18 protein-coding genes are annotated in these 20,092 nt (G+C 65.5%); 8 read left to right on the forward strand and 10 right to left on the reverse strand.

Annotation, left to right across the window (positions count from 1 at the left end; all coding sequences use genetic code 11):
- Positions 1-232 precede the first annotated feature (232 nt).
- The 9 genes from LJ656_RS01755 to LJ656_RS01795 form a co-directional block, all read right to left on the reverse strand.
- Positions 233-694, reverse strand: coding sequence for a peroxiredoxin (locus tag LJ656_RS01755; RefSeq protein WP_230507551.1), 462 nt, complete (start codon positions 692-694; stop codon positions 233-235).
- A gap of 122 nt (positions 695-816) precedes the next feature.
- On the reverse strand, positions 817-1,710 hold the full coding sequence (locus tag LJ656_RS01760; RefSeq protein WP_230507552.1) for a polysaccharide deacetylase family protein: 894 nt from the start codon (positions 1,708-1,710) through the stop codon (positions 817-819).
- 10 nt (positions 1,711-1,720) lie between these two features.
- Positions 1,721-2,767 carry a bifunctional UDP-4-keto-pentose/UDP-xylose synthase gene (locus LJ656_RS01765; RefSeq protein WP_230507553.1) on the reverse strand — a complete coding sequence of 349 codons (1,047 nt, stop codon included), beginning with the start codon at positions 2,765-2,767 and terminating at the stop codon, positions 1,721-1,723.
- Entirely contained in the window at positions 2,764-3,699 is a 936-nt protein-coding gene (locus tag LJ656_RS01770; RefSeq protein WP_230507554.1) for a formyltransferase, read from the reverse strand. Before LJ656_RS01770 ends, LJ656_RS01765 begins: the two co-directional genes overlap by 4 nt.
- The gene (locus tag LJ656_RS01775) at positions 3,696-4,742 is read right to left on the reverse strand and encodes a glycosyltransferase (RefSeq protein ID WP_230507555.1); all 1,047 of its coding nucleotides are present in this window, start codon (positions 4,740-4,742) and stop codon (positions 3,696-3,698) included. The genes LJ656_RS01770 and LJ656_RS01775 overlap by 4 nt, the downstream gene beginning before the upstream one ends.
- Positions 4,743-4,748: 6 nt before the next feature.
- Positions 4,749-5,900, reverse strand: coding sequence for a DegT/DnrJ/EryC1/StrS family aminotransferase (locus LJ656_RS01780; protein WP_230507556.1), 1,152 nt, complete (start codon positions 5,898-5,900; stop codon positions 4,749-4,751).
- A gap of 269 nt (positions 5,901-6,169) precedes the next feature.
- Positions 6,170-6,541: an SMR family transporter gene (locus LJ656_RS01785; protein ID WP_230507557.1), complete on the reverse strand. Its 372-nt coding sequence runs from the start codon at positions 6,539-6,541 to the stop codon at positions 6,170-6,172.
- A 21-nt stretch (positions 6,542-6,562) separates the two neighbouring features.
- Positions 6,563-8,398: a glycosyltransferase family 39 protein gene (locus LJ656_RS01790; RefSeq protein ID WP_230507558.1), complete on the reverse strand. Its 1,836-nt coding sequence runs from the start codon at positions 8,396-8,398 to the stop codon at positions 6,563-6,565.
- Between the two features lie 101 nt (positions 8,399-8,499).
- Positions 8,500-8,874, reverse strand: a complete 375-nt coding sequence (locus LJ656_RS01795; protein ID WP_230507559.1) for an Mth938-like domain-containing protein — start codon at positions 8,872-8,874, stop codon at positions 8,500-8,502.
- 412 nt (positions 8,875-9,286) lie between these two features.
- Between LJ656_RS01795 and LJ656_RS01800 the strand changes: the two genes are divergently transcribed.
- From LJ656_RS01800 to moaE, 6 genes are all read left to right on the forward strand, one after another.
- The gene (locus LJ656_RS01800) at positions 9,287-10,534 is read left to right on the forward strand and encodes a pyridoxal phosphate-dependent aminotransferase (RefSeq protein WP_329958781.1); all 1,248 of its coding nucleotides are present in this window, start codon (positions 9,287-9,289) and stop codon (positions 10,532-10,534) included.
- 81 nt (positions 10,535-10,615) lie between these two features.
- Entirely contained in the window at positions 10,616-11,947 is a 1,332-nt protein-coding gene (locus LJ656_RS01805) for a homoserine dehydrogenase (protein ID WP_230507561.1), read from the forward strand.
- Positions 11,948-11,955: 8 nt separating this feature from the next.
- On the forward strand, positions 11,956-13,407 hold the full coding sequence (thrC, locus tag LJ656_RS01810) for a threonine synthase (protein WP_230507562.1): 1,452 nt from the start codon (positions 11,956-11,958) through the stop codon (positions 13,405-13,407).
- 181 nt (positions 13,408-13,588) lie between these two features.
- Positions 13,589-14,824: a molybdopterin molybdotransferase MoeA gene (locus LJ656_RS01815; protein ID WP_230507902.1), complete on the forward strand. Its 1,236-nt coding sequence runs from the start codon at positions 13,589-13,591 to the stop codon at positions 14,822-14,824.
- A 45-nt stretch (positions 14,825-14,869) separates the two neighbouring features.
- Entirely contained in the window at positions 14,870-15,127 is a 258-nt protein-coding gene (gene moaD, locus LJ656_RS01820; RefSeq protein ID WP_230507563.1) for a molybdopterin converting factor subunit 1, read from the forward strand.
- A 73-nt stretch (positions 15,128-15,200) separates the two neighbouring features.
- Positions 15,201-15,677, forward strand: a complete 477-nt coding sequence (gene moaE, locus LJ656_RS01825) for a molybdopterin synthase catalytic subunit MoaE (RefSeq protein ID WP_230507564.1) — start codon at positions 15,201-15,203, stop codon at positions 15,675-15,677.
- Positions 15,678-15,780: 103 nt separating this feature from the next.
- Here the strand turns inward: moaE and LJ656_RS01830 are convergent, their stop codons facing one another.
- Positions 15,781-16,323, reverse strand: a complete 543-nt coding sequence (locus tag LJ656_RS01830) for a group III truncated hemoglobin (RefSeq protein ID WP_230507565.1) — start codon at positions 16,321-16,323, stop codon at positions 15,781-15,783.
- A 360-nt stretch (positions 16,324-16,683) separates the two neighbouring features.
- Here LJ656_RS01830 and LJ656_RS01835 point away from each other — a divergent pair, with 360 nt between their 5' ends.
- On the forward strand, positions 16,684-17,211 hold the full coding sequence (locus LJ656_RS01835) for an Rrf2 family transcriptional regulator (protein WP_230507566.1): 528 nt from the start codon (positions 16,684-16,686) through the stop codon (positions 17,209-17,211).
- A gap of 120 nt (positions 17,212-17,331) precedes the next feature.
- Complete coding sequence (clpB, locus tag LJ656_RS01840) at positions 17,332-19,929, forward strand: ATP-dependent chaperone ClpB (RefSeq protein ID WP_230507567.1); 2,598 nt, start codon at positions 17,332-17,334, stop codon at positions 19,927-19,929.
- Positions 19,930-20,092: the final 163 nt, after the last annotated feature.

The raw sequence follows: 20,092 nt of genomic DNA on the forward strand, positions 1-20,092 counted from the left end.
GGTCTTCGATAGGCTCCTTGACGGAAGCGCGCGGCGCAATGAACGGACGGCCGGGCGCAATTAAAAAAGCCGCCGCCCCGGCATTAGGGGCAAGCGGCTCGACTACGATGCTCGCGTTGCGCCTCACGCTCCGAACGGCACCGGTGGATCCGGTCAAGCGGCCGTCGGAACTGGCGCAGCGCAGAATATTGTGGGGTGGACAGGCACTCATTGCGGCCCAATATAACGCGCCTCAAAGCGCTTGTACAGCCTCCAGAATTTCGTCGACGTGACCCGGCACCTTGACGCCGCGCCACACCTGGCGAAGCACCCCTTCGGCGTCGATCAGGAACGTCGAACGCTCGATTCCGCGCACTTCCTTGCCATACATTTTCTTCATTTTGATGACGGAGAAGAGTGCGCACAGCGTCTCTTCGGGATCCGAAATCAGCGGGAACGGCAGTTCGAGCTTGGCCTTGAAATTCTCGTGCGAACGCAGGCTGTCGCGCGACACGCCGAGCACTTCCGCGCCGGCTTTCCTGAACTTCGGATACAGATCGCGGAACTGCAGACCTTCGGTCGTGCAGCCCGGCGTGTTGTCCTTCGGATAGAAATACAGCACCACCTTCTTGCCCCGCAGCCTGGACAGCGTGATTTCGCCGCCGGTCGCGGGGGCGGTGAAGTCGGGGATGGGTTGGTCGACTGCGATGGACACGAGGTTCTCCGGTTGTTGGGGCCGGCGCCGCTAGCTGTCGCAGCGTCGGCCGGTCTGTCGTCGAGGTTGTTGTTGTTCGGGGTGCGGATGGCGGGGGCAGCGCAACCGGCGGCCCGTCCGGCTCAGGGCTGGACGATCAGCTCGCCCGAGCGCCCCGGAATTTCGCCCCACGTAACAGGGTACGATGGCAGCGTGTCGCGGTCTAGCGTGGCGTAGTAATCGCCCATCGTCGCGAACGTGTGACCCTGCGCGCGCCAGCCTTCCAGTAGCTGTTCGAAAATCGGCGCGAGCTTCTGGCCTTCGAGTTCCGCGTGCAGCGTGAACACCTGATCGTGCGGGTTGTTTTCGGTGTGCCTGAGCAGCCACGCGGCAACGTTGTGCGTGTCGACGCCGTCGACGCCGAGCACCTCGTCGAGCGTCGGCAGCGTGGTGGGCAGTTGCACGTGATTGAGCGTGCGGCCTTCGACCACCGGCAGATACGGCGAGTGGCCACGGCCGTCGGACGCATAGCGCATGCCCCACGCGTCGATCTGCTCGAACGCGTGGCCGTTCATCTGCCAGCCGGCGGCGCCGTGCGTGACCGGCGGCGCGCCGAACACTTCGACGAAGCGCTCGTGGCTGTGCTGCATCTGCCGCGCAGTCCACGCGCGGTCTTTCGAGCGCACGTTGTCCTGCCAGTACACGTGGTCCCACGTATGAATGCCGCACTCGAAGCCGGCTTCGTGGATCGCCCGCATCTCGGCCGCGGCCTTCGCGCCGATGTCGGGACCGGGCAGCAGCACGCCGTACATCAGCTGGCGGATGCCGTAGTGCTCGACCACCGACGTGCGCGACACCTTCTTCAGAAAGCCCGGCCGCAGCACGCGGCGCATCGCCCAACCGGTGTGGTCGGGGCCGAGGCTGAAGAGGAAGGTGGCGCGCGCCTTGAAGCGGTCGAAGATGCGGGCGAGATTCGGCACGCCTTCGCGGGTGCCGCGCAGCGTGTCGACGTCGATCTTCAGGACGATGCGAGCCAAGGCCGCGCTCTTATTGCTGTTCGACGAGCGCGCGGGCTTCGGCGACGTGGCCGCGATACGCTTCGAAAATCTTGCGCAGCGCTTCGTCGAACGTCGAGGTCGGCTTCCAGCCGAGTTCCTGCATCGTGTTGTCGATCTTCGGCACGCGGTTCTGCACGTCCTGGTAGCCGTTGCCGTAGTACGCGCCCGACGACGTTTCGACCAGTTGCACCTGCTTGGCCATCGCCGCGTATTCGGGGAATTCGGCGGCCAGCGCGAGCATCTTGTGCGCGAGCTCGCGCACCGAGAAGTTGTTGGTCGGATTGCCGATGTTGTAGATCTTGCCGGTCGCGACGCCGTTCTTGTTCTCGATGATCTTCATCAGCGCGCTGATGCCGTCGTCGATGTCGGTGAACGCGCGTTTTTGCGCGCCGCCGTCGACGAGGCTGATGTTCTCGCCGCGCACGATATGGCCGAGGAACTGCGTGACCACCCGCGAGCTGCCTTCCTTCGGCGTGTAGATCGAGTCGAGGCCCGGGCCGATCCAGTTGAACGGGCGGAACAGCGTGAAGTTCAGGCCTTCCATCCCGTAGCCCCAGATCACGCGGTCCATCAGCTGCTTCGAGCACGCGTAGATCCAGCGCGGCTTGTTGATCGGGCCGTACGACAGTTGCGACTCTTCCGGATCGAACTGCTCGTCCGTGCACATCCCGTAGACCTCGGAGGTCGACGGAAACACCAGGTGCTTGCCGTACTTGACCGCGGAGCGCACGATCGGCAGGTTCGCCTCGAAGTCGAGTTCGAACACGCGCAGCGGCTGCTTCACGTAAGTGGCGGGCGTGGCGATTGCGACCAGCGGCAGAATCACATCGCACTTGCGGATGTGATATTCGACCCATTCCTTGTTGATCGTGATGTCGCCTTCGAAGAAGTGCATCCGCTCATGATTGACGAGGTCGCCCAGGCGTTCGGTCTGCATGTCCATCCCGAACACTTCCCAATCGGTCGTTTCGAGAATGCGTTTGGACAGGTGATGGCCGATAAAGCCGTTCACACCCAGAATCAGGACTTTTTTCATGAATGTCGGGGAGTTTGGAGGAGCTTGGCGAATTCCGCCGGACTGACGACAGTTTCTGTGCCGTCGTGCTGCTGCCGTAATTCGTGGATGGTGATCGCGCGGCCGTCGCCGCAGATCGCAAAAACGGCATTATCGCTTACGTGCAGGCCCGGCGGCAAATCCGAGCGGAGCGCGCCGGGTGTGGCCAGACGCGCGCGCGCGACGATCAGACGGCGGCCGTGCACCTCCGTGAAAGCGCCCGGATAGGGCGGCGCGACCGCGCGGATCAGGTTGTAGACCTGCTGCGCGGACTGGCTCCAGTCGATCCGGCCGTCTTCCGGTTTGCGCCCGCCGTAGTAGCTGCCGTGCGCGAGATCGTTCGGCAGATGCGGCGCCTCGCCGGCGAGCAGCGCCGGCAGCACGCGCCACAGCGTCTGCTCGGCGGCCACCGTCACCTTGTCGAAAACTTGCGCGGCGGTGTCGTCGGGCAGGATCGGCACCGGCGTCTGCGCGATGATCGCGCCGGCGTCGGGCTTGGCGGCCATCTCGTGCAGCGTCGCGCCGGTTTCGGTTTCGCCGTTGAGCACCGCCCAGTTGGTCGGCACCCGGCCGCGGTACTTCGGCAGCAGCGAACCGTGCATGTTGTAAGCGCCCCGTGCGGCGAGCGCCAGCAGCTCGAGCGGCAGCATGTGCCGGTAGTAGAACGAGAAGATGAAGTCCGGCCGCGCCGCGCTCACCGCGGCGCGCAACTCCGCGCTTTTCGGGTCGGCCGGCGTCAGCACCGGGATGCCGTGCTCGGCCGCGACCGACGCGACGCTGCCGAACCAGATGTTCTCGCTCGGGTTGTCTTCGTGAGTGACGACGAGCGCCACGTCGACGCCGCGCGCGAGCAGCACCTGCAGGCAGCGCACGCCGACGTTGTGATACGCGAATACGACGGCGCGCGGCTTCATGGCATGGGCTCCTGGCCGGCGAGCGGAGTGGCTTGCACCGCCGCTTGCGTGACGCTTTCGCGCGGCGCCTGGCTAATGGGCACACCGTCGCGTTCTTCGAGAATGGTCTGCACCAGATAGCGCGGCCGCGCGCGCACCTGCTGATAGATCCGGCCGATGTATTCGCCGAGCAGCCCGAGCGCGAAAATGATCACACCGAGCAGGAAGAAGGTGATCGCGAACAGCGTGAACACACCTTGCACTTCCGCGCCGATGATGAAGCGGCGAATCAGCAGCAGCACGAACAGCGCAGCGGACCCGAGCGACAGGATCACGCCGATGAACGACAACCACTGCAGCGGCACCACCGAGAAGCCGGTCACGAGGTCGAAATTGAGCCGGATCAGCGAGTACAGCGAATATTTCGATTCGCCGGCGAAGCGCTCTTCGTGAGCGACCTCGATCTCGACCGGATTCTGCGCGAACGTGTAGGCGAGCGCCGGAATGAACGTGTTGATCTCGCCGCAGCGGTTGATCGTATCGATGATGTGACGGCTGTACGCGCGCAGCATGCAGCCCTGGTCGGTCATCTTGATGCGGGTGATGCGCTCGCGCAGCTGGTTCATCGCGCGCGAGGCCTTGCGCCGCCACAGGCTGTCCTGGCGTTGCAGGCGGATCGTGCCGACATAGTCGAAGCCTTCGCGCATCTTCGCGACCAGCTTGCCGATTTCTTCCGGCGGATTCTGCAGGTCGGCGTCGAGCGTGATCACGATGTCGCCGCGCGACTGTTCGAAGCCCGCGAGGATCGCCATGTGCTGGCCGTAGTTGCCGTTCAGCAGGATCACCCGGGTCGTGTCCGGACGCGCGCGGAACTGCTCGGCGAGCAGCGCGGCGGATTTGTCGCGGCTGCCGTCGTTGATGAAGATCACTTCGTAACCGGTGCCGAGCGCGTCGAGCGCCGGGTACAGGCGCGCGAACAGCGCGGCCAGTCCGGCTTCCTCGTTGTACACCGGGATGATGATCGACACCTCCGGGGTGACCGCGCGATATGGCGTATAACTCATGTCCGCTTATTTTCCGTATTGTTCGCAAATTTCGTTGACCGCGCGGCACACGCGCTCGACGTCGGCTTGTGTCATCAGCGTGAACAGCGGCAGCGTGACCGTGGTCGCGCCGAAGCGCTCGGCGTGCGGGAACATGCCTTCCCTGAAACCGAGCCCGCGATACAGCGTGAACAGATGCAGCGCCGGATAGTGCACGCCGGAGCCGATGCCGCGCTCCTTGAGCTCGCCCATGAAGCCCGCGCGGTCGATCGACAGTTTTTCGAGCGGCAGCGTGATCTGGAACATGTGCCAGTTGCTGTTCTCGAAGTCGGCGACCGGCAGGCCGACGCCGAGCTTCACCGCGGCGCCGCCTTCGAGCCCCGCGAAGTACGCGCGCACGAGCTTCCTGCGCTGCGCGATGAATCGTTCGAGGTGCGGCAGCTGGCCGAGGCCGACCCGCGCGGCGACGTCGGTCAGGTTGTACTTGCCGCCGAGCACGTCGCAGTCCATGCCGTCGAAGCCGGTGCGGGTGATGCCCTGCAGCCGGTACTTCTGCGCGAGCAGCGCCTCGTCCTCATTGTTGAGCACCAGCGCGCCGCCTTCGACCGACGTCAGATTCTTGTTCGCATGGAAGCTGAACGACACGATGTCGCCGAGCTTGCCGATACGCTCGCCGTTCCACGTCGAGCCGAACGCCTGCGCGGCGTCCTCGATCACGCGCAGGTTGTGCGCGCGGGCGATCGCGTAGAGCCGGTCCATATCGACCGGCAGGCCGGACAGAAACACCGGCAGCAACGCCTTGGTGCGCGGCGTGATCGCTTTTTCGAGCAGGTTCAGATCGATGTTGCGGGTGACCGGGTCGATGTCGGCAAACACCGGGGTCGCACCGGTTTCGAGGATCACGTTGCAGGTCGACACCCAGGTGGCCGGCGTCGTGATCACTTCGTCGCCGGGACCGACGCCGGCGATGCGCAGGCCGATTTCGAGCGTCGCGGTGCCGGAATTGAAGGTGCGCACCGGACGGCCGCCGCAGAACTCGGACAGCGCCGCCTCGAACTTCTGGTTCTGCGGACCGGTGGTGATCCAGCCGGAACGCAGCACGTCGGCGACGCCCTGAATCGTTTCCTCATCGACCTCGGGTTTGACAAACGGCAAAAACGGGACTGTTGACTGGGTCATGAATGCATCGCTCGATTGATAGGGGCTCAGCCCGACGGGCGCGAAGTAAACCACAAAGTACGCGCAAACCCAAGGCCACGGCTGAAACGCGCAACCGCATAGCATACCGCGGCCCACCTTACGTCTGGCTTAGGCGGCTCGCAGGCCGCCCGGTTCCTGCGCGTGGCGGCGGGGTGCGGCCGCTTCGGGCCGCTTCCGGCCGCTCCCGCGCTGCCTTTTCCGGCGGGGCGCCGCGCGCTGCCGGCATGGTCCTGCTCGACGACGCGTGCTCAACTGCGCGCGAGCACGAATACGCCGATGAGGATGATGCCGATGCCGACCAGCTTCTGCACCGACATCACTTCGCCGAACAGGTACCACGCGGCCAGCGCGTTGACGACGTAGCCGAGCGACAGCATCGGATAGGCGATCGACACGTCGACCCGCGACAGCCCGACGATCCACACGACCACGCTGACCACGTAGCACGCGAGGCCGGCGATGATCGGCGGCTGCGTCGCGAGCCTGAAGCCGATGGGCAGGATGTTCGCACGGGTGAATTCGAAGTGTCCAACGGCATTCGTACCGGCCTTGAGCAGCAGTTGCGCGCCGGCGTTCAGCGTCACGCCGGCCAGAATGCAGAAGAGGGAAATCGGGTTCATCGAACGTTCGGGTTTTCGTAGTTAGGGGTGGGCCGGCGACGCCGGGATGGGCGCGGAGGCCGGTTCGGCGGGCGCGGTCGGCGGCGCGCTCGCGGTCAACGGTGCGCTCGCCTCGGCCGCCGGAGCGGACACGGCAGCTGCGCCCGCGGCACCGCCCGCCGGCAGCGGCTTCATCACCACCACCCGGCGCGAGTCGCGCGCGATCACCTGCATCGGCAGGCCCTGCTGGACGAGGCGGTCATAGGTCGACGGCGGAATCAGCGCGAGCGCGTAGCGCTCGGCCTTCCAGCGCTCGATCCATGCGTCGATGGTCGGCACCCATTTTTGCGGCTCGACCGAGATGCCGAACGCAAGCTCGTCCGGGTGCTCGACCATGATCATCGTGTGACCGATGTAGAACGGCAGCGTGTGATCGAGCACGCCGACCGAGTAGAACGGCGTGTCCGGCGGCAGCTTCGCGAGTTGGGCCTTGATCGCCGGGGCGAGCGGCGCGCCCGAGCTGAGCCGGCCGAACACGTCGTGGCCGGTTCCGGCGATCGTGCCGAGCAGCAGCCACGCCGCGCCGAACGCGGTCAGCGCGCCGAGGCCGGCGCGTTTGCCGACGCCGCCGGCCAGCCCGCGGCGATTGAGCCACAGCGCGACCAGCGTCAGCACGAACGCGACCGCGAGTGCGGCGAGCACCCAGCCGCGGAACTCGGCATACAGCTCGGCCGGGTTGCGGGCGCTGCCGGCGCGCGGCAGGAACAGCGCGGCGAACGCGGCGGCCACGAAGAACAGCGCATAGCCGGCCAGATGGCGATGCAGCTGCTCGCGCGTGACGAGCGGCAGGTACATGCCGATCAGCATCGCGATCGGCGGGGCGATCGGCAGCGTGTAGGACAGCAGTTTCGAATGCGACGCGCTGAAGAACAGAAAGATGAACACGATCCACGTGAGCATCAGCGTGACCGGCGCGAAGCCGTTCGGCTGGCGCGGCTGGCGCCACGCGTGGCGCACGCTTTGCACGCTCACCGACAGCCACGGCAGGAAGCCCACCAGCAGCACCGGCACGAAGTAGTAGAACGCGCCCGGGCGGTTCTGCTCCGGCGTCAGATAGCGCCTGAACTGCTGGACGACGAAGAAAAAGTTCAGGAATTCGGGATTGCGCTGCTGCACCAGCACGAACCAGGGCGTCACGACCGCGAAGAACACCACCAGTCCGCTGATCAGATACAGACGCTTCCACAACGCCCAGTCGCGCGCGATCAGCGTGTACAGCACCAGCACCGCGCCAGGCAGGATCACGCCGACCAGCCCCTTGGACAGCACCGCTAGCGCCATCGACGCCCAGCACACCCACATCCAGCCGCGCGCGCACGCCGGGCGCAGCGCGGGGCGCTGCGCGAGCAGCAGCGCGCACAGCGTGAGCGTCATCCAGAACGACAGGCCCATGTCGAGCGTGTTGAAGTGGCCCATCAGATTCCAGTACGGCGAGCAGGCGAGCACCAGAGCCGCGAACACGCCGGTCGCGGTGTTGAACAGCCGCGCGCCGGTGAAGCCGATCAGCAGCACGCCGGCAAAGCCGGTCAGCGCGGTGTACAGGCGCGCCTGCCATTCGCCGAGCCCGAACCATGCAAACGTCAGCGCGTTCGCCCAGGTTTGCAGCGGCGGTTTTTCGAAGTACTTGTAGGCGTTGTAGCGCGGCGTGATCCAGTCGCCGGTAACGAACATTTCGCGCGCCATTTCGGCGTAGCGGCCTTCGTCGCTCGGCAGCAGATGGCGCCAGCCGAGCGGCACGAACCAGATTACGGCAAGCGCGAGCACCAGCAGCAGGATCGTGGTGCGGTTGAGCGGTAGCCTCGATGGCGTATCGTTCATCAATTTCAACCTTTTTGTTATCGATGCCGCGCGCGGGCGGCGCGGTGGTGCGCGACGGGCGGCGCCGCGTGCCGGCCTGGGCCGGCGCGTGGGCGCCCGGCTCAGGCTTCGATCAGCAACGCGGCGGCGACCTTGCGGCCTTCGGCCATCAGAATGTTGTAGGTGCGGCAGGCGGCCTTGAAGTCCATCGCCTCGACGCCGATGCGTTTTGCGGTCAGCGCCGCGGTCAGGCGCGGGTGCGGAAAGCGCAGCCGCTCGCCGGTGCCGAACACGACGACCTCGGGCGCGGCCTCGATCAGCATCGCGAAGTGCTCGGCGCTCAAGTGCTCGAACGACGAGACGGGCCAGCGAATGACTGGCGTGTCCGGCAGCACGAGAATGCTGCCCGAGTGACGTACCAGATTGATTTCGACGTAGTCGGCGCCGTAGCCGGTAACGGTGTTCAGCGCGCCGCTCGAATCCTGATGTAATTTCAAATTGGTTTTCCGAAGTCGTCGTGAGACGTCAGGGCGAAAAGCCGGCCGGGTTCGGCGCGGCGCCGACCGCGCGGTTTGCCGCGCGCGACTGCCCGCCTGACTCCGCGCCTGACTCCCCGCTTGACACACGAGGGGGGCCGAAAAGGCTTGCCGATGCGGTTGGTGCATTGCGGAAGTCGGCCAAAATCCGCTAAATTATAACTTTTTAGCCGCCTTGCGGCGCCCCTCGCTCAAGTGCCGTCACAAGCTGCGGTTGAGCATCGTCGTGGCCCACCGGCTACCTGCGTCGGCCGCGCCCGCTTTTCGTTGCGTTTCCGAGCCGTTTTTTCCGCTGCTCGATCCGACCCGCGCCAACCCGCGCGACCCCGCCGCGTCAGCCCCAAGGTTTGCCCAAGCCACCAACCAGGATGAAGTGCCCGCCGTGAAACCGATTCTCAAATCCAACAAATTGTTGAATGTCTGCTACGACATTCGCGGGCCCGTTCTCGAACATGCGAAGCGGCTCGAAGAAGAGGGCCACCGGATCATCAAGCTCAATATCGGCAATCTCGCGCCGTTCGGCTTCGACGCGCCTGAAGAGATCATTCAGGACATGATCCGCAACCTGCCGAATTCGTCGGGCTACTCGGATTCGAAAGGCGTGTTCGCCGCGCGCAAGGCGATCATGCACTACACCCAGCAAAAGGGCGTGCAGGGCGTCGAACTGGACGACATCTACATCGGCAACGGCGCGTCCGAGCTGATCGTGATGGCGCTGCAGGGGCTCGTCAACGACGGCGACGAAGTGCTGCTGCCGGCTCCCGACTACCCGCTGTGGACCGCCGGCGTCAGCCTCGCGGGCGGCACCCCGGTGCATTACACGTGCGACGAGTCGAACAGCTGGATGCCCGATCTGGACGACATCCGCGCGAAGATCACCCCGAACACCCGCGCGCTGGTCGTGATCAACCCGAACAACCCGACCGGCGCGCTGTATTCGGACGAACTGCTGCTCGGCCTGATTGAAATCGCCCGTCAGCACGGGCTGATCATCTTCGCCGACGAGGTCTACGACAAGATCGTCTACGACGGCAAGACCCATACGTCGATGGCGTCGCTGTCGCAAGACGTGATCACCGTCACCTTCAACAGCCTGTCGAAAAGCTATCGCTCGTGCGGCTATCGCGCCGGCTGGATGGCGATTTCGGGCCTGACCGGCGAAAATCGCCGGCTCGCCAAAGACTATCTGGAAGGCCTCGGCATCCTCGCATCGATGCGGCTGTGCCCGAACGTGCCGGGCCAGTACGCGATCCAGACCGCGCTCGGCGGCTATCAGAGCATCAACGACCTGATCGTGCCGGGCGGGCGCCTGTACAAGCAGCGCGAACTCGCGTACGACATGCTGACCGCGATTCCCGGCGTCAGCTGCGTGAAGCCGGAGGCGGCGCTCTATATGTTCCCGCGCCTCGACCCGAAGGTGTATCCGATCCAGAACGACCAGCAGTTCATCCTCGATCTGCTGCTGGCCGAACGCGTGCTGCTCGTGCAGGGCACCGGCTTTAACTGGAAGACGCCGGATCACTTCCGCGTCGTGTTCCTGCCGAACGTCGACGACCTGACCGATTCGATCAACCGGATCGCGCGCTTCCTCGACGGATACCGCAAACGTCACACCGCCTGAGCCAGCCTCGCGTACGATGTGGCGCGACGCGCGCCACTCCCGACTCCCGTTTTTTAATCATTTACTCGAAACACACGCTGCATGGAACCGATCAAAGTTGGACTGCTGGGCTTCGGCACGGTAGGCAGCGGCACCTTCACGGTACTGCGCCGCAATCAGGAAGAAATCAAACGTCGCGCGGGCCGCGGCATCGAGATTGCGCGCATCGCCGTGCGCAATCCGGCCAAGGCGAGCGCGGCGCTCGGCGCCGACGCCGCCGGCGTTGCGCTGACCGATGACTTCAACGCGGTGGTGGACGATCCGACGATCGCGATCGTCGCCGAAATGATCGGCGGCACCGGCATCGCGCGCGACCTCGTGCTGCGCGCGATCAAGAACCGCAAGCACGTGGTCACGGCCAACAAGGCGCTGCTCGCGGTGCACGGCACGGAGATTTTCGAGGCGGCGCGCGCCAACGGCGTGATGGTCGCGTTCGAGGCGGCGGTGGCGGGCGGCATTCCGATCATCAAGGCGCTGCGCGAAGGGCTGACCGCGAACCGGATCCAGTACATCGCCGGCATCATCAACGGCACGACTAATTACATCCTGTCGGAGATGCGCGACCGCGGGCTCGACTTCGCGACCGCGCTGAAAGCCGCGCAGGAACTCGGTTACGCGGAAGCGGACCCGACCTTCGACATCGAAGGCGTCGACGCCGCGCACAAGGCGACCATCATGAGCGCGATCGCGTTCGGCGTGCCGGTGCAGTTCGACCGCGCGTATGTCGAAGGGATCAGCAAGCTGGCCGCGATCGACATCCGCTACGCGGAAGAGCTCGGCTACCGCATCAAGCTGCTCGGCATCACGCGCCGCACCGACAAGGGCATCGAACTGCGCGTGCATCCCACGCTGATTCCGGAAAAGCGTCTGCTGGCGAACGTCGAAGGCGCGATGAACGCGGTCGTCGTGCACGGCGACGCAGTGGGCCCGACGCTGTACTACGGCAAGGGCGCCGGCGCGGAGCCGACCGCCTCGGCGGTGGTCGCCGATCTGGTCGACGTGACGCGCCTGCATACGGCCGACCCCGAGCATCGCGTGCCGCATCTGGCGTTCCAGCCTGACAGCCTGTCGAACACGCCGATCCTGCCGATCGACGAAGTGACGAGCGGCTACTACCTGCGTCTGCGCGTCGCCGACGTGACCGGCGTGCTCGCCAACATCACGCGCATCCTCGCGGACAGCGGCATCTCGATCGATGCGCTGCTGCAGAAGGAATCCGAGCGCGTCGACGCGAACGGCAAGGGCGAGACCGACATCATCCTGATCACGCACGTCACGGTCGAAAAGCAGTTGAACGCCGCGATCAAGTCGATCGAGGCATTGAGCACCGTCGTCTCGCAAGTCACGAAGCTGCGCATGGAAGCGCTGAACTAGGCCGAACTATGAACTACCTATCCACGCGCGGCGCCGGAGCCGGCGAGCGCCATACCTTCTCCGACATCCTGCTGGGCGGCCTCGCGAAAGACGGCGGCCTGTATCTGCCGGCCGCGTACCCGCGCGTCAGCGCCGATGAACTCACGCGCTGGCGCACGCTGCCGTACGCGGATCTCGCATTCGAGATCCTGTCGAAGTTCTGCGACGACATTCCCGCCGAAGACCTGCGCGCGCTGACCCGCAAGACCTACACGGCCGCCACGTACTGCAACGTGCGCGACGACGAAAGCGCCGCGCAGATCACGCCGCTCAAGACGCTCGGCACCGAGAACGACGCGCCGCTCGCGTTGCTCGAACTGTCGAACGGGCCGACGCTCGCGTTCAAGGACATGGCGATGCAGCTGATCGGCAACCTGTTCGAGTACGCGCTGGCCAAGCACGGCGAGACGCTGAACATCCTCGGCGCGACCTCGGGCGACACCGGCAGCGCCGCCGAATACGCGATGCGCGGTAAACAAGGCATCCGCGTGTTCATGCTGTCGCCGCACAAGAAAATGAGCGCGTTCCAGACCGCGCAGATGTATAGCCTGCAGGATCCGAACATCTTCAACCTCGCGGTCGAAGGCGTGTTCGACGACGCACAGGACATCGTCAAGGCGGTTTCGAACGATCACGCGTTCAAGGCGAAGTACAAGATCGGCACGGTCAATTCGATCAACTGGGCGCGCGTTGTCGCGCAGGTCGTCTACTACTTCAAGGGCTACTTCGCGGCGACGAAGAGCAATGACGAGCGCGTGTCGTTCACGGTGCCGTCGGGTAACTTCGGCAACGTGTGCGCGGGGCACATCGCGCGCATGATGGGGCTGCCGATCGAGAAGCTGGTCGTCGCGACCAACGAGAACGACGTGCTCGACGAGTTCTTTCGCACCGGCATCTACCGCGTGCGCAAGGCGGCCGAGACGTATCACACGAGCAGCCCGAGCATGGACATCTCGAAGGCGTCGAACTTCGAGCGCTTCGTGTTCGATCTGCTCGGCCGCGATCCGGCGCGCGTGCTGCAACTGTTTCGCGACGTCGAAGAGAAGGGCGGCTTCGATCTCGCGGCGAGCGGCGACTTCGCGCGGGTCAAGGAATTCGGCTTCGTGTCGGGCAGCAGCAACCACGACAGCCGGGTCGAGACGATCCGCGACGTGTTCCAGCGTTACGACACGATGATCGACACGCATACGGCCGACGGCGTGAAGGTCGCGCGCGAGCACCTGCAAGCGGGTATCCCGATGATCGTGCTGGAGACCGCGCAGCCGATCAAATTCGGCGAGACGATCCGTGAAGCGCTGCTGCGCGAGCCGGAACGGCCGGCCGCATTCTCGGGACTCGAAGCACTGCCGCAGCGCTTCGAGGTCGTGCCGGCCGATGTGCAGCGGGTGAAGGACTTCATCGTCGCCAACACGGGCGCATAAGCCGCGCGCGGGACGATAAACGGGCGGGCGTTGCTGCGGCAACCCCGCCGCCCCGCACCGAAAAACACAAAAAGCTCTCCATGACGCCAGGCCGCCCAGGCTGATGGCATCGGCCGCTACAATGCTCTTTTAATCCGCGGCTTCGAACTCCCAGATGTCCACTCCCACGCCCCGCGCCCCGATGCTCGCCACCGGCGAGGCATTGGCGATCCTGCTCGACGCCGCGCACCCGATCGACGGCACGGAAACGATCCCCACGCTCGACGCGCTGAACCGCGTGCTGTCCGCCGACGTCACGTCGCCGCTCGACGTCCCGCCGATGCACACCAGTGCGATGGACGGCTACGCGGTGCGAATCGCCGATCTCGCGCACGGCAGCCGCCTGCCGGTGTCGCAGCGGATTCCCGCCGGTCATGCGCCGGCGCCGCTCGCGGCCGGCAGCGCGGCGCGCATCTTCACCGGCGCGACAGTGCCGCCGGGGGCGGACGCGGTCGTGATGCAGGAGCAGACCGAGGCCGCCGGCGACGAAGTGACGATCGTGCATCGGCCGCAGGCGGGCGAGTGGATCACCGCGCAGGGCGCCGACATCCGCGCGGGCTCGGTGATCCTCCCGGCCGGCACCCGGCTCACGCCGCAGGCGCTGGGGCTGGCGGCGTCGGTCGGCTGCGCGCGGCTCGATGTGCGTCGCCGAGTGAAAGTCGCGGTGTTCTTCACTGGCGACGAACTGACAATGCCCGGCGAGCCGCTCAAGCCAGGCGCGATTTACAACTCGAACCGCTTCACGCTGCGCGGGCTGCTCGAGAACCTCGGCTGCGACGTGACCGATTACGGCATCGTCGCGGATCGGCTGGACGCGACTCGCGCGACGCTGCGCGAAGCCGCCCAAGGGCACGACCTGATTCTGACTTGCGGCGGCGTGTCGGTCGGCGAGGAAGATCACGTGAAGCCGGCGGTCGAAGCCGAAGGGCGTCTCGCGCTGTGGCAGATCGCGATGAAGCCGGGCAAGCCGCTCGCGTTCGGCGCGGTGCGCCGTGGCGCGGAGTCGGGTGCAGACCGTGGCGCAGACCCCGGCGCCGAAACCTTCTTCATCGGCTTACCCGGCAACCCGGTGTCGAGCTTCGTCACCTTCCTGCTGTTCGTGCGGCCGTTCGTGCTGCGCCTCGCCGGCGTGCAGGCGGTCGCGCCGCGCGCGCTGTCGCTGCGCGCCGACTTCACCCAGGGCAAGGCCGATCGACGCAACGAGTTTCTGCGCGCGCGCGTCAATCCGGCGGGCGGCCTCGATCTGTTCCCGAATCAGAGCTCGGCTGTGCTGACGTCGACCGTGCGGGGCGACGGGCTGATCGACAATCCGCCGAACCACGCGATCAGCGCCGGCGAGACCGTGCGCTTCATTCCGTTTTCCGAACTGCTGAACTGAGGCCGGCGAGTCGCGGCAGACGCGACTCGGACCGGCGCTAATCCGATGAAGATTGAACTCCGATATTTTGCGAGCGTGCGAGAAGCGCTCAACCTGGCCGACGAAACCGTCGAGCTGCCGTCCGGCATCGCGACCGTCGGCGACGTGCGCGCGTGGCTACGCGTGCGCGGCGGCGTGTGGGCGGAGACACTGGCCGAGGGCCGCGCGTTGCGAATGGCCTGCAACCACGTGATGACCGACGCGAGCACGCGCCTGACCGACGGCTGCGAGGTCGCGTTCTTTCCGCCGGTTACCGGCGGCTGAACGCGCGTTCGCAGTCAGCGCGTTTGCCGCGTTTGCCGCGTTTGCCTTTAGCCAACAGCCTCAGGAGTCGTCCATGCCCGTTCGCGTCCAGACCGAAGATTTCGACCTCAGCGCCGAGGTCGCCGCGCTGCGCGCGCGCAATCCGAAAATCGGCGCGGTGGCCTGCTTCGTCGGCACGGTGCGCGATCTGAACGAGGGCAGCGCGGTCGAGACGATGGAGCTCGAGCATTACCCGGGCATGACCGAGAAGTCGCTCGAGGCGATCATCGAGCGGGCGCGCGAACGTTGGCCGGGCATCGAGGTGCTGATCGTGCACCGGGTCGGCAAACTGTATCCGCTCGATCAGATCGTGCTGGTCGCGACGACGGCCGCGCATCGCGGCGACGCGTTCGCGTCGTGCGAATTCGTGATGGACTATCTGAAGACTGAAGCGCCGTTCTGGAAGAAGGAAAAGACCGACGCGGGCGAGCGCTGGGTCGACGCACGCGTGACCGATGATGCCGCGCTCGCGCGTTGGGGTGTCGAATCGGGGAACCGGACTGCGGAGTAGATCGGCGTTCGCTGCCGCCGGCAGCGCGCGGCGTCGCCCACGGACTCACGCACCCACGCACCCACGCACCCGAGCGTACGGCGCCAAAACCAACCCAACCTTCTCACTCGTCCCGCGACCGCCCGATGATCGGCACCGGAAACGGCTCGCCGGCTGGTCGCGATGGATGCGCGTCGTCGTCATCGCGCGGCCGACGCTTTGGTGCGACCCGTTCGAGCAGCGCCTGCTGCTCCGGCGGAATCTTGTAATCCCAGCCGAACCGGCTCAGCTGCAGGCTCTGCGCGATCCGCAGCGCCGGCTCCATGAAGCGCACCGCCGCGGCCGGCTGGTAGCGCGATTCGACCGTATCCAGAAACAGGTAGAGCCAGCGGCTGAAGTGCCGGGGCTCGACGCCTTCGAGCGGTTGATGCGCCTGTTGCACGTTGCCGCGATACTGCTTCGCGCCAAGCACGAGGCTGCCCCAGAACGTGCACATCTTCGGCAGATGATCGTCCCAGCGGCCCGCGAGCTTCGCGTCGAAAACCGGGCCCAGTAGCGGATCGGCGCGGACCCGGTCGTAAAAGCCATACACGAGCGCGCGAATGTTCTCGTCGGTGGGTTCGGGCGCGCGCTCGACCGGCGGCGCGGCGGGGAAAGACGGATTCATACGGATTCCACAAAAATACAATTTCTGACGCCGACGACTCGCGACGACTGGTAACCGCTGCGCGCCCCCCGCGGCCTCGAGTCCCGCGTGGCGCGTGGCGCGCGAGCGGCTCCGGTAACGCAAAACGGCTGAGGTCCGGCGCGGCCGAACGGAAGAAAGGCTCGAAACCCCTGTTTTTCGTATCAATGATCGAAGCGAGAAACGTTACCATTGCCGATGCACAATGACTAAAGACCGATGCCGTCCGCTCCTCATGTTAGGTCGCGGTGTTGGACCCGTAGCGGCAACCCTTGCATCGACGCGGTTATCCGCGCCATCGCGGCCCTCTGAATCGTTGCTTTTCACGTCATACCAGAACTTATGAGACTCACCGACTACACCGATTACTCGCTGCGCGTGCTGCTCTATCTCGCGGTGCGGGGCGACGGATTATCGACGATTCAGGACATTTCGCAAGCGTACGGAATTTCCAAGAACCATCTGATGAAAGTCGTGCAGCAACTGGGTGAGCGGGGCTGGGTCGAGACCGTGCGCGGCCGCAACGGCGGCTTGCGGCTCAGCGCACAAACGTGTGCGGTGACGGTCGGTGAGGTGGTGCGGCTGACGGAGAGCGATTTCGCGCTGGTCGGCTGTCTGCCGGACCGCCAGGGCGCGCAGCGCGCCTGTGTGATCACGTCGCATTGCCGTTTGCGCGGGGCGTTGCAGGCGGCGAACCGGGCGTTTCTCGCGGAACTCGATCGATATACGATTGGCGACGTCGCGCAGCCGCAAAGTCCGCTCGCGGCGCTGCTCGGGCTGAGCGTCGGAATTCCGCTGGTGCCGCTCGCGAGCGCGGAGTCGGGGCCGGGCGGTCCGGGCAGCGGCGGCACTCCAGCGCCGGCCGTGTGAAAACGGGGCCACGACAGACGTTTCTCTCAAATGTCAAATAGTTGCGCCCGAGGCCAAAAAAACGCTTGAAACCCTAATAATTCGCCTCAATTTGGTGGTAATCGAAATTGGAGGTCTCTAATGAGAATCGACAAACTCACCACTAAATTCCAGGAAGCGCTTGCCGATGCGCAAAGTCTCGCGGTCGGGCATGACAATCAATACATCGAACCGCTTCACGTGCTGTCGGCTCTCGTCGCGCAGCAGGACGGTTCCGCGCGCTCGCTGCTGTCGCGCGCCGGCGTCCACGTGCAGCCGCTGCAGACCGCGTTGAACGACGCGATCACGCGCCTGCCGCAGGTGCGGGGCACCGACGGCAACGTGCAGATCGGCCGCGAACTGACCGGTCTGCTGAATCAGGCCGACAAGGAAGCGCAGAAGCTCAACGACACGTTCATCGCGAGCGAGATGTTCCTGCTCGCGGTCGCCGACGACAAGGGCGAGGCCGGCCGGCTCGCGCGCGAGCACGGCCTGTCGCGCAAGTCGCTCGAAAGCGCGATCGCCGCGGTACGCGGCGGCTCGCAGGTGCATAGCCAGGACGCCGAGAGCCAGCGTGAAGCCTTGAAGAAATACACGATCGACCTGACCGAGCGCGCCCGCGCGGGCAAGCTCGATCCGGTGATCGGCCGCGACGACGAAATCCGTCGCTCGATCCAGATCCTGCAACGCCGCACCAAGAACAACCCGGTGCTGATCGGCGAGCCGGGGGTGGGCAAGACCGCGATCGTCGAAGGTCTCGCGCAGCGCATCGTCAACGGCGAAGTGCCGGAGACGCTGAAGAACAAGCGCGTGCTGTCGCTCGACATGGCCGCGCTGCTGGCCGGCGCCAAGTATCGCGGCGAGTTCGAGGAGCGCCTGAAGGCGGTGCTCAACGACATCGCGAAGGACGAAGGGCAGACCATCGTCTTTATCGACGAAATCCACACGATGGTCGGCGCGGGCAAGGCCGAAGGCGCGATGGACGCGGGCAACATGCTCAAGCCGGCGCTCTCGCGCGGCGAACTGCACTGCGTCGGCGCGACCACGCTCGACGAGTATCGCAAGTACATCGAAAAGGACGCCGCGCTCGAGCGCCGCTTCCAGAAGGTGCTGGTGGACGAGCCGTCGGTCGAGGCGACCATCGCGATCCTGCGCGGCTTGCAGGAGCGCTATGAGCTGCACCACGGCGTCGACATCACCGACCCGGCGATCGTCGCGGCCGCCGAGCTGTCGCATCGCTACATCACCGACCGCTTCCTGCCGGACAAGGCGATCGACCTGATCGACGAGGCCGCGTCGAAGATCAAGATGGAAATCGACTCGAAGCCGGAGGAGATGGACCGGCTCGACCGTCGCCTGATCCAGCTGAAGATCGAGCGCGAGGCGGTCAAGAAGGAGAAGGACGAAGCGTCGCAGAAGCGTCTTCAGTTGATCGAAGAGGAAATCGAGCGTTTGAATCGCGAATATTCGGACCTCGAAGAAATCTGGACCGCGGAAAAAGCGGCCGTGCAGGGCAGCGCGCAGTTGAAGGAAGAGATCGAGAAGACCCGCGCGGAAATCACCCGTTTGCAGCGCGAAGGCAAGCTCGAGAAGGTCGCCGAACTGCAGTACGGCAAGCTGCCGGGGCTCGAGGCGCAACTGAAGGAAGTCACCCGTGCCGAGGCCGAGGAGCAGAACAGTCCGAAGCGTTTGCGGCTGCTGCGCACCCAGGTCGGCGCCGAGGAAATCGCCGAGGTGGTGTCGCGCGCGACCGGGATTCCGGTGTCGCGGATGATGCAGGGCGAGCGCGAAAAGCTGCTGCAGATCGAGGCGAAGCTGCATGAGCGGGTGGTCGGCCAGGACGAGGCGATCAGCGCGGTCGCCGATGCGATCCGCCGCTCGCGCGCGGGTCTCGCGGATCCGAACCGGCCGTACGGCTCGTTCCTGTTCCTCGGACCGACCGGCGTCGGCAAGACCGAGCTGTGCAAGGCGCTGGCGTCGTTCCTGTTCGATTCGGAGGAACACCTTATCCGCATCGACATGAGCGAGTTCATGGAGAAGCACAGCGTCGCTCGGCTGATCGGCGCGCCGCCGGGCTATGTCGGCTACGAGGAGGGCGGCTATCTGACCGAGGCCGTGCGCCGCAAGCCCTATAGCGTGATCCTGCTCGACGAGATCGAGAAGGCGCATCCGGACGTGTTCAACGTGCTGCTGCAGGTGCTCGACGACGGCCGCATGACCGATGGCCAGGGGCGTACCGTCGACTTCAAGAACACGGTGATCGTGATGACCTCGAACCTCGGCTCGCAGGTGATCCAGTCGATGGTCGGCGAGTCGCAGGACGCGGTCAAGGACGCGGTGTGGGAAGAGGTGAAGCTGCACTTCAGGCCCGAGTTCCTGAACCGGATCGACGATGTCGTCGTGTTCCATGCGCTCGATCGCTCGAACATCCAGTCGATCGCGCGGATCCAGCTGCAGCGTCTGCACGAGCGGCTCGCGAAGCTCGAGATGCAACTGGTGGTGTCGGACGGCGCGCTCGAGCACATCGGCAAGGTCGGTTACGATCCGCTGTTCGGCGCGCGGCCGTTAAAGCGCGCGATCCAGCAGGAGATCGAGAACCCGATCGCGAAGCTGATCCTCGCGGGCAAGTTCGGCCCGAAGGATGTGATTCCTGTCGACGTCGAAGACGGCAAGCTGGTGTTCGAACGCGTCGTGCATTGAGCGTGGCGGATCGGTAACGCGGCGCGACGGCGGCAGGTTCGCCGTTGCACTCGACGTTAAAAAGCCGGCAACGAAGGAGACTTCGTTGCCGGCTTTTCTTTTGGCGCGCGGTGTTGCGGCAGGCGTTCGCGGCGGTTGGGCGCGGTAAGCTGCGACCGAACGG

It is taken from the genome of Paraburkholderia sejongensis (genome assembly GCF_020880815.1).
In the GTDB taxonomy this organism is placed as follows: domain Bacteria; phylum Pseudomonadota; class Gammaproteobacteria; order Burkholderiales; family Burkholderiaceae; genus Paraburkholderia; species Paraburkholderia sejongensis.

Excerpts from the sequence above, each read along its gene's own strand:
- LJ656_RS01835 (WP_230507566.1), top strand. The coding sequence starts at position 16,684 with ATGAGACTCACCGACTACACCGATTACTCGCTGCGCGTGCTGCTCTAT.
- LJ656_RS01770 (WP_230507554.1), bottom strand. The coding sequence starts at position 3,699 with ATGAAGCCGCGCGCCGTCGTATTCGCGTATCACAACGTCGGCGTGCGC.
- thrC (WP_230507562.1), top strand. The coding sequence starts at position 11,956 with ATGAACTACCTATCCACGCGCGGCGCCGGAGCCGGCGAGCGCCATACC.
- LJ656_RS01785 (WP_230507557.1), bottom strand. The coding sequence starts at position 6,541 with ATGAACCCGATTTCCCTCTTCTGCATTCTGGCCGGCGTGACGCTGAAC.
- LJ656_RS01765 (WP_230507553.1), bottom strand. The coding sequence starts at position 2,767 with ATGAAAAAAGTCCTGATTCTGGGTGTGAACGGCTTTATCGGCCATCAC.
- moaE (WP_230507564.1), top strand. The coding sequence starts at position 15,201 with ATGCCCGTTCGCGTCCAGACCGAAGATTTCGACCTCAGCGCCGAGGTC.
- LJ656_RS01805 (WP_230507561.1), top strand. The coding sequence starts at position 10,616 with ATGGAACCGATCAAAGTTGGACTGCTGGGCTTCGGCACGGTAGGCAGC.
- LJ656_RS01780 (WP_230507556.1), bottom strand. The coding sequence starts at position 5,900 with ATGACCCAGTCAACAGTCCCGTTTTTGCCGTTTGTCAAACCCGAGGTC.
- moaD (WP_230507563.1), top strand. The coding sequence starts at position 14,870 with ATGAAGATTGAACTCCGATATTTTGCGAGCGTGCGAGAAGCGCTCAAC.
- LJ656_RS01830 (WP_230507565.1), bottom strand. The coding sequence starts at position 16,323 with ATGAATCCGTCTTTCCCCGCCGCGCCGCCGGTCGAGCGCGCGCCCGAA.
- LJ656_RS01775 (WP_230507555.1), bottom strand. The coding sequence starts at position 4,742 with ATGAGTTATACGCCATATCGCGCGGTCACCCCGGAGGTGTCGATCATC.
- clpB (WP_230507567.1), top strand. The coding sequence starts at position 17,332 with ATGAGAATCGACAAACTCACCACTAAATTCCAGGAAGCGCTTGCCGAT.
- LJ656_RS01815 (WP_230507902.1), top strand. The coding sequence starts at position 13,589 with ATGCTCGCCACCGGCGAGGCATTGGCGATCCTGCTCGACGCCGCGCAC.
- LJ656_RS01790 (WP_230507558.1), bottom strand. The coding sequence starts at position 8,398 with ATGAACGATACGCCATCGAGGCTACCGCTCAACCGCACCACGATCCTG.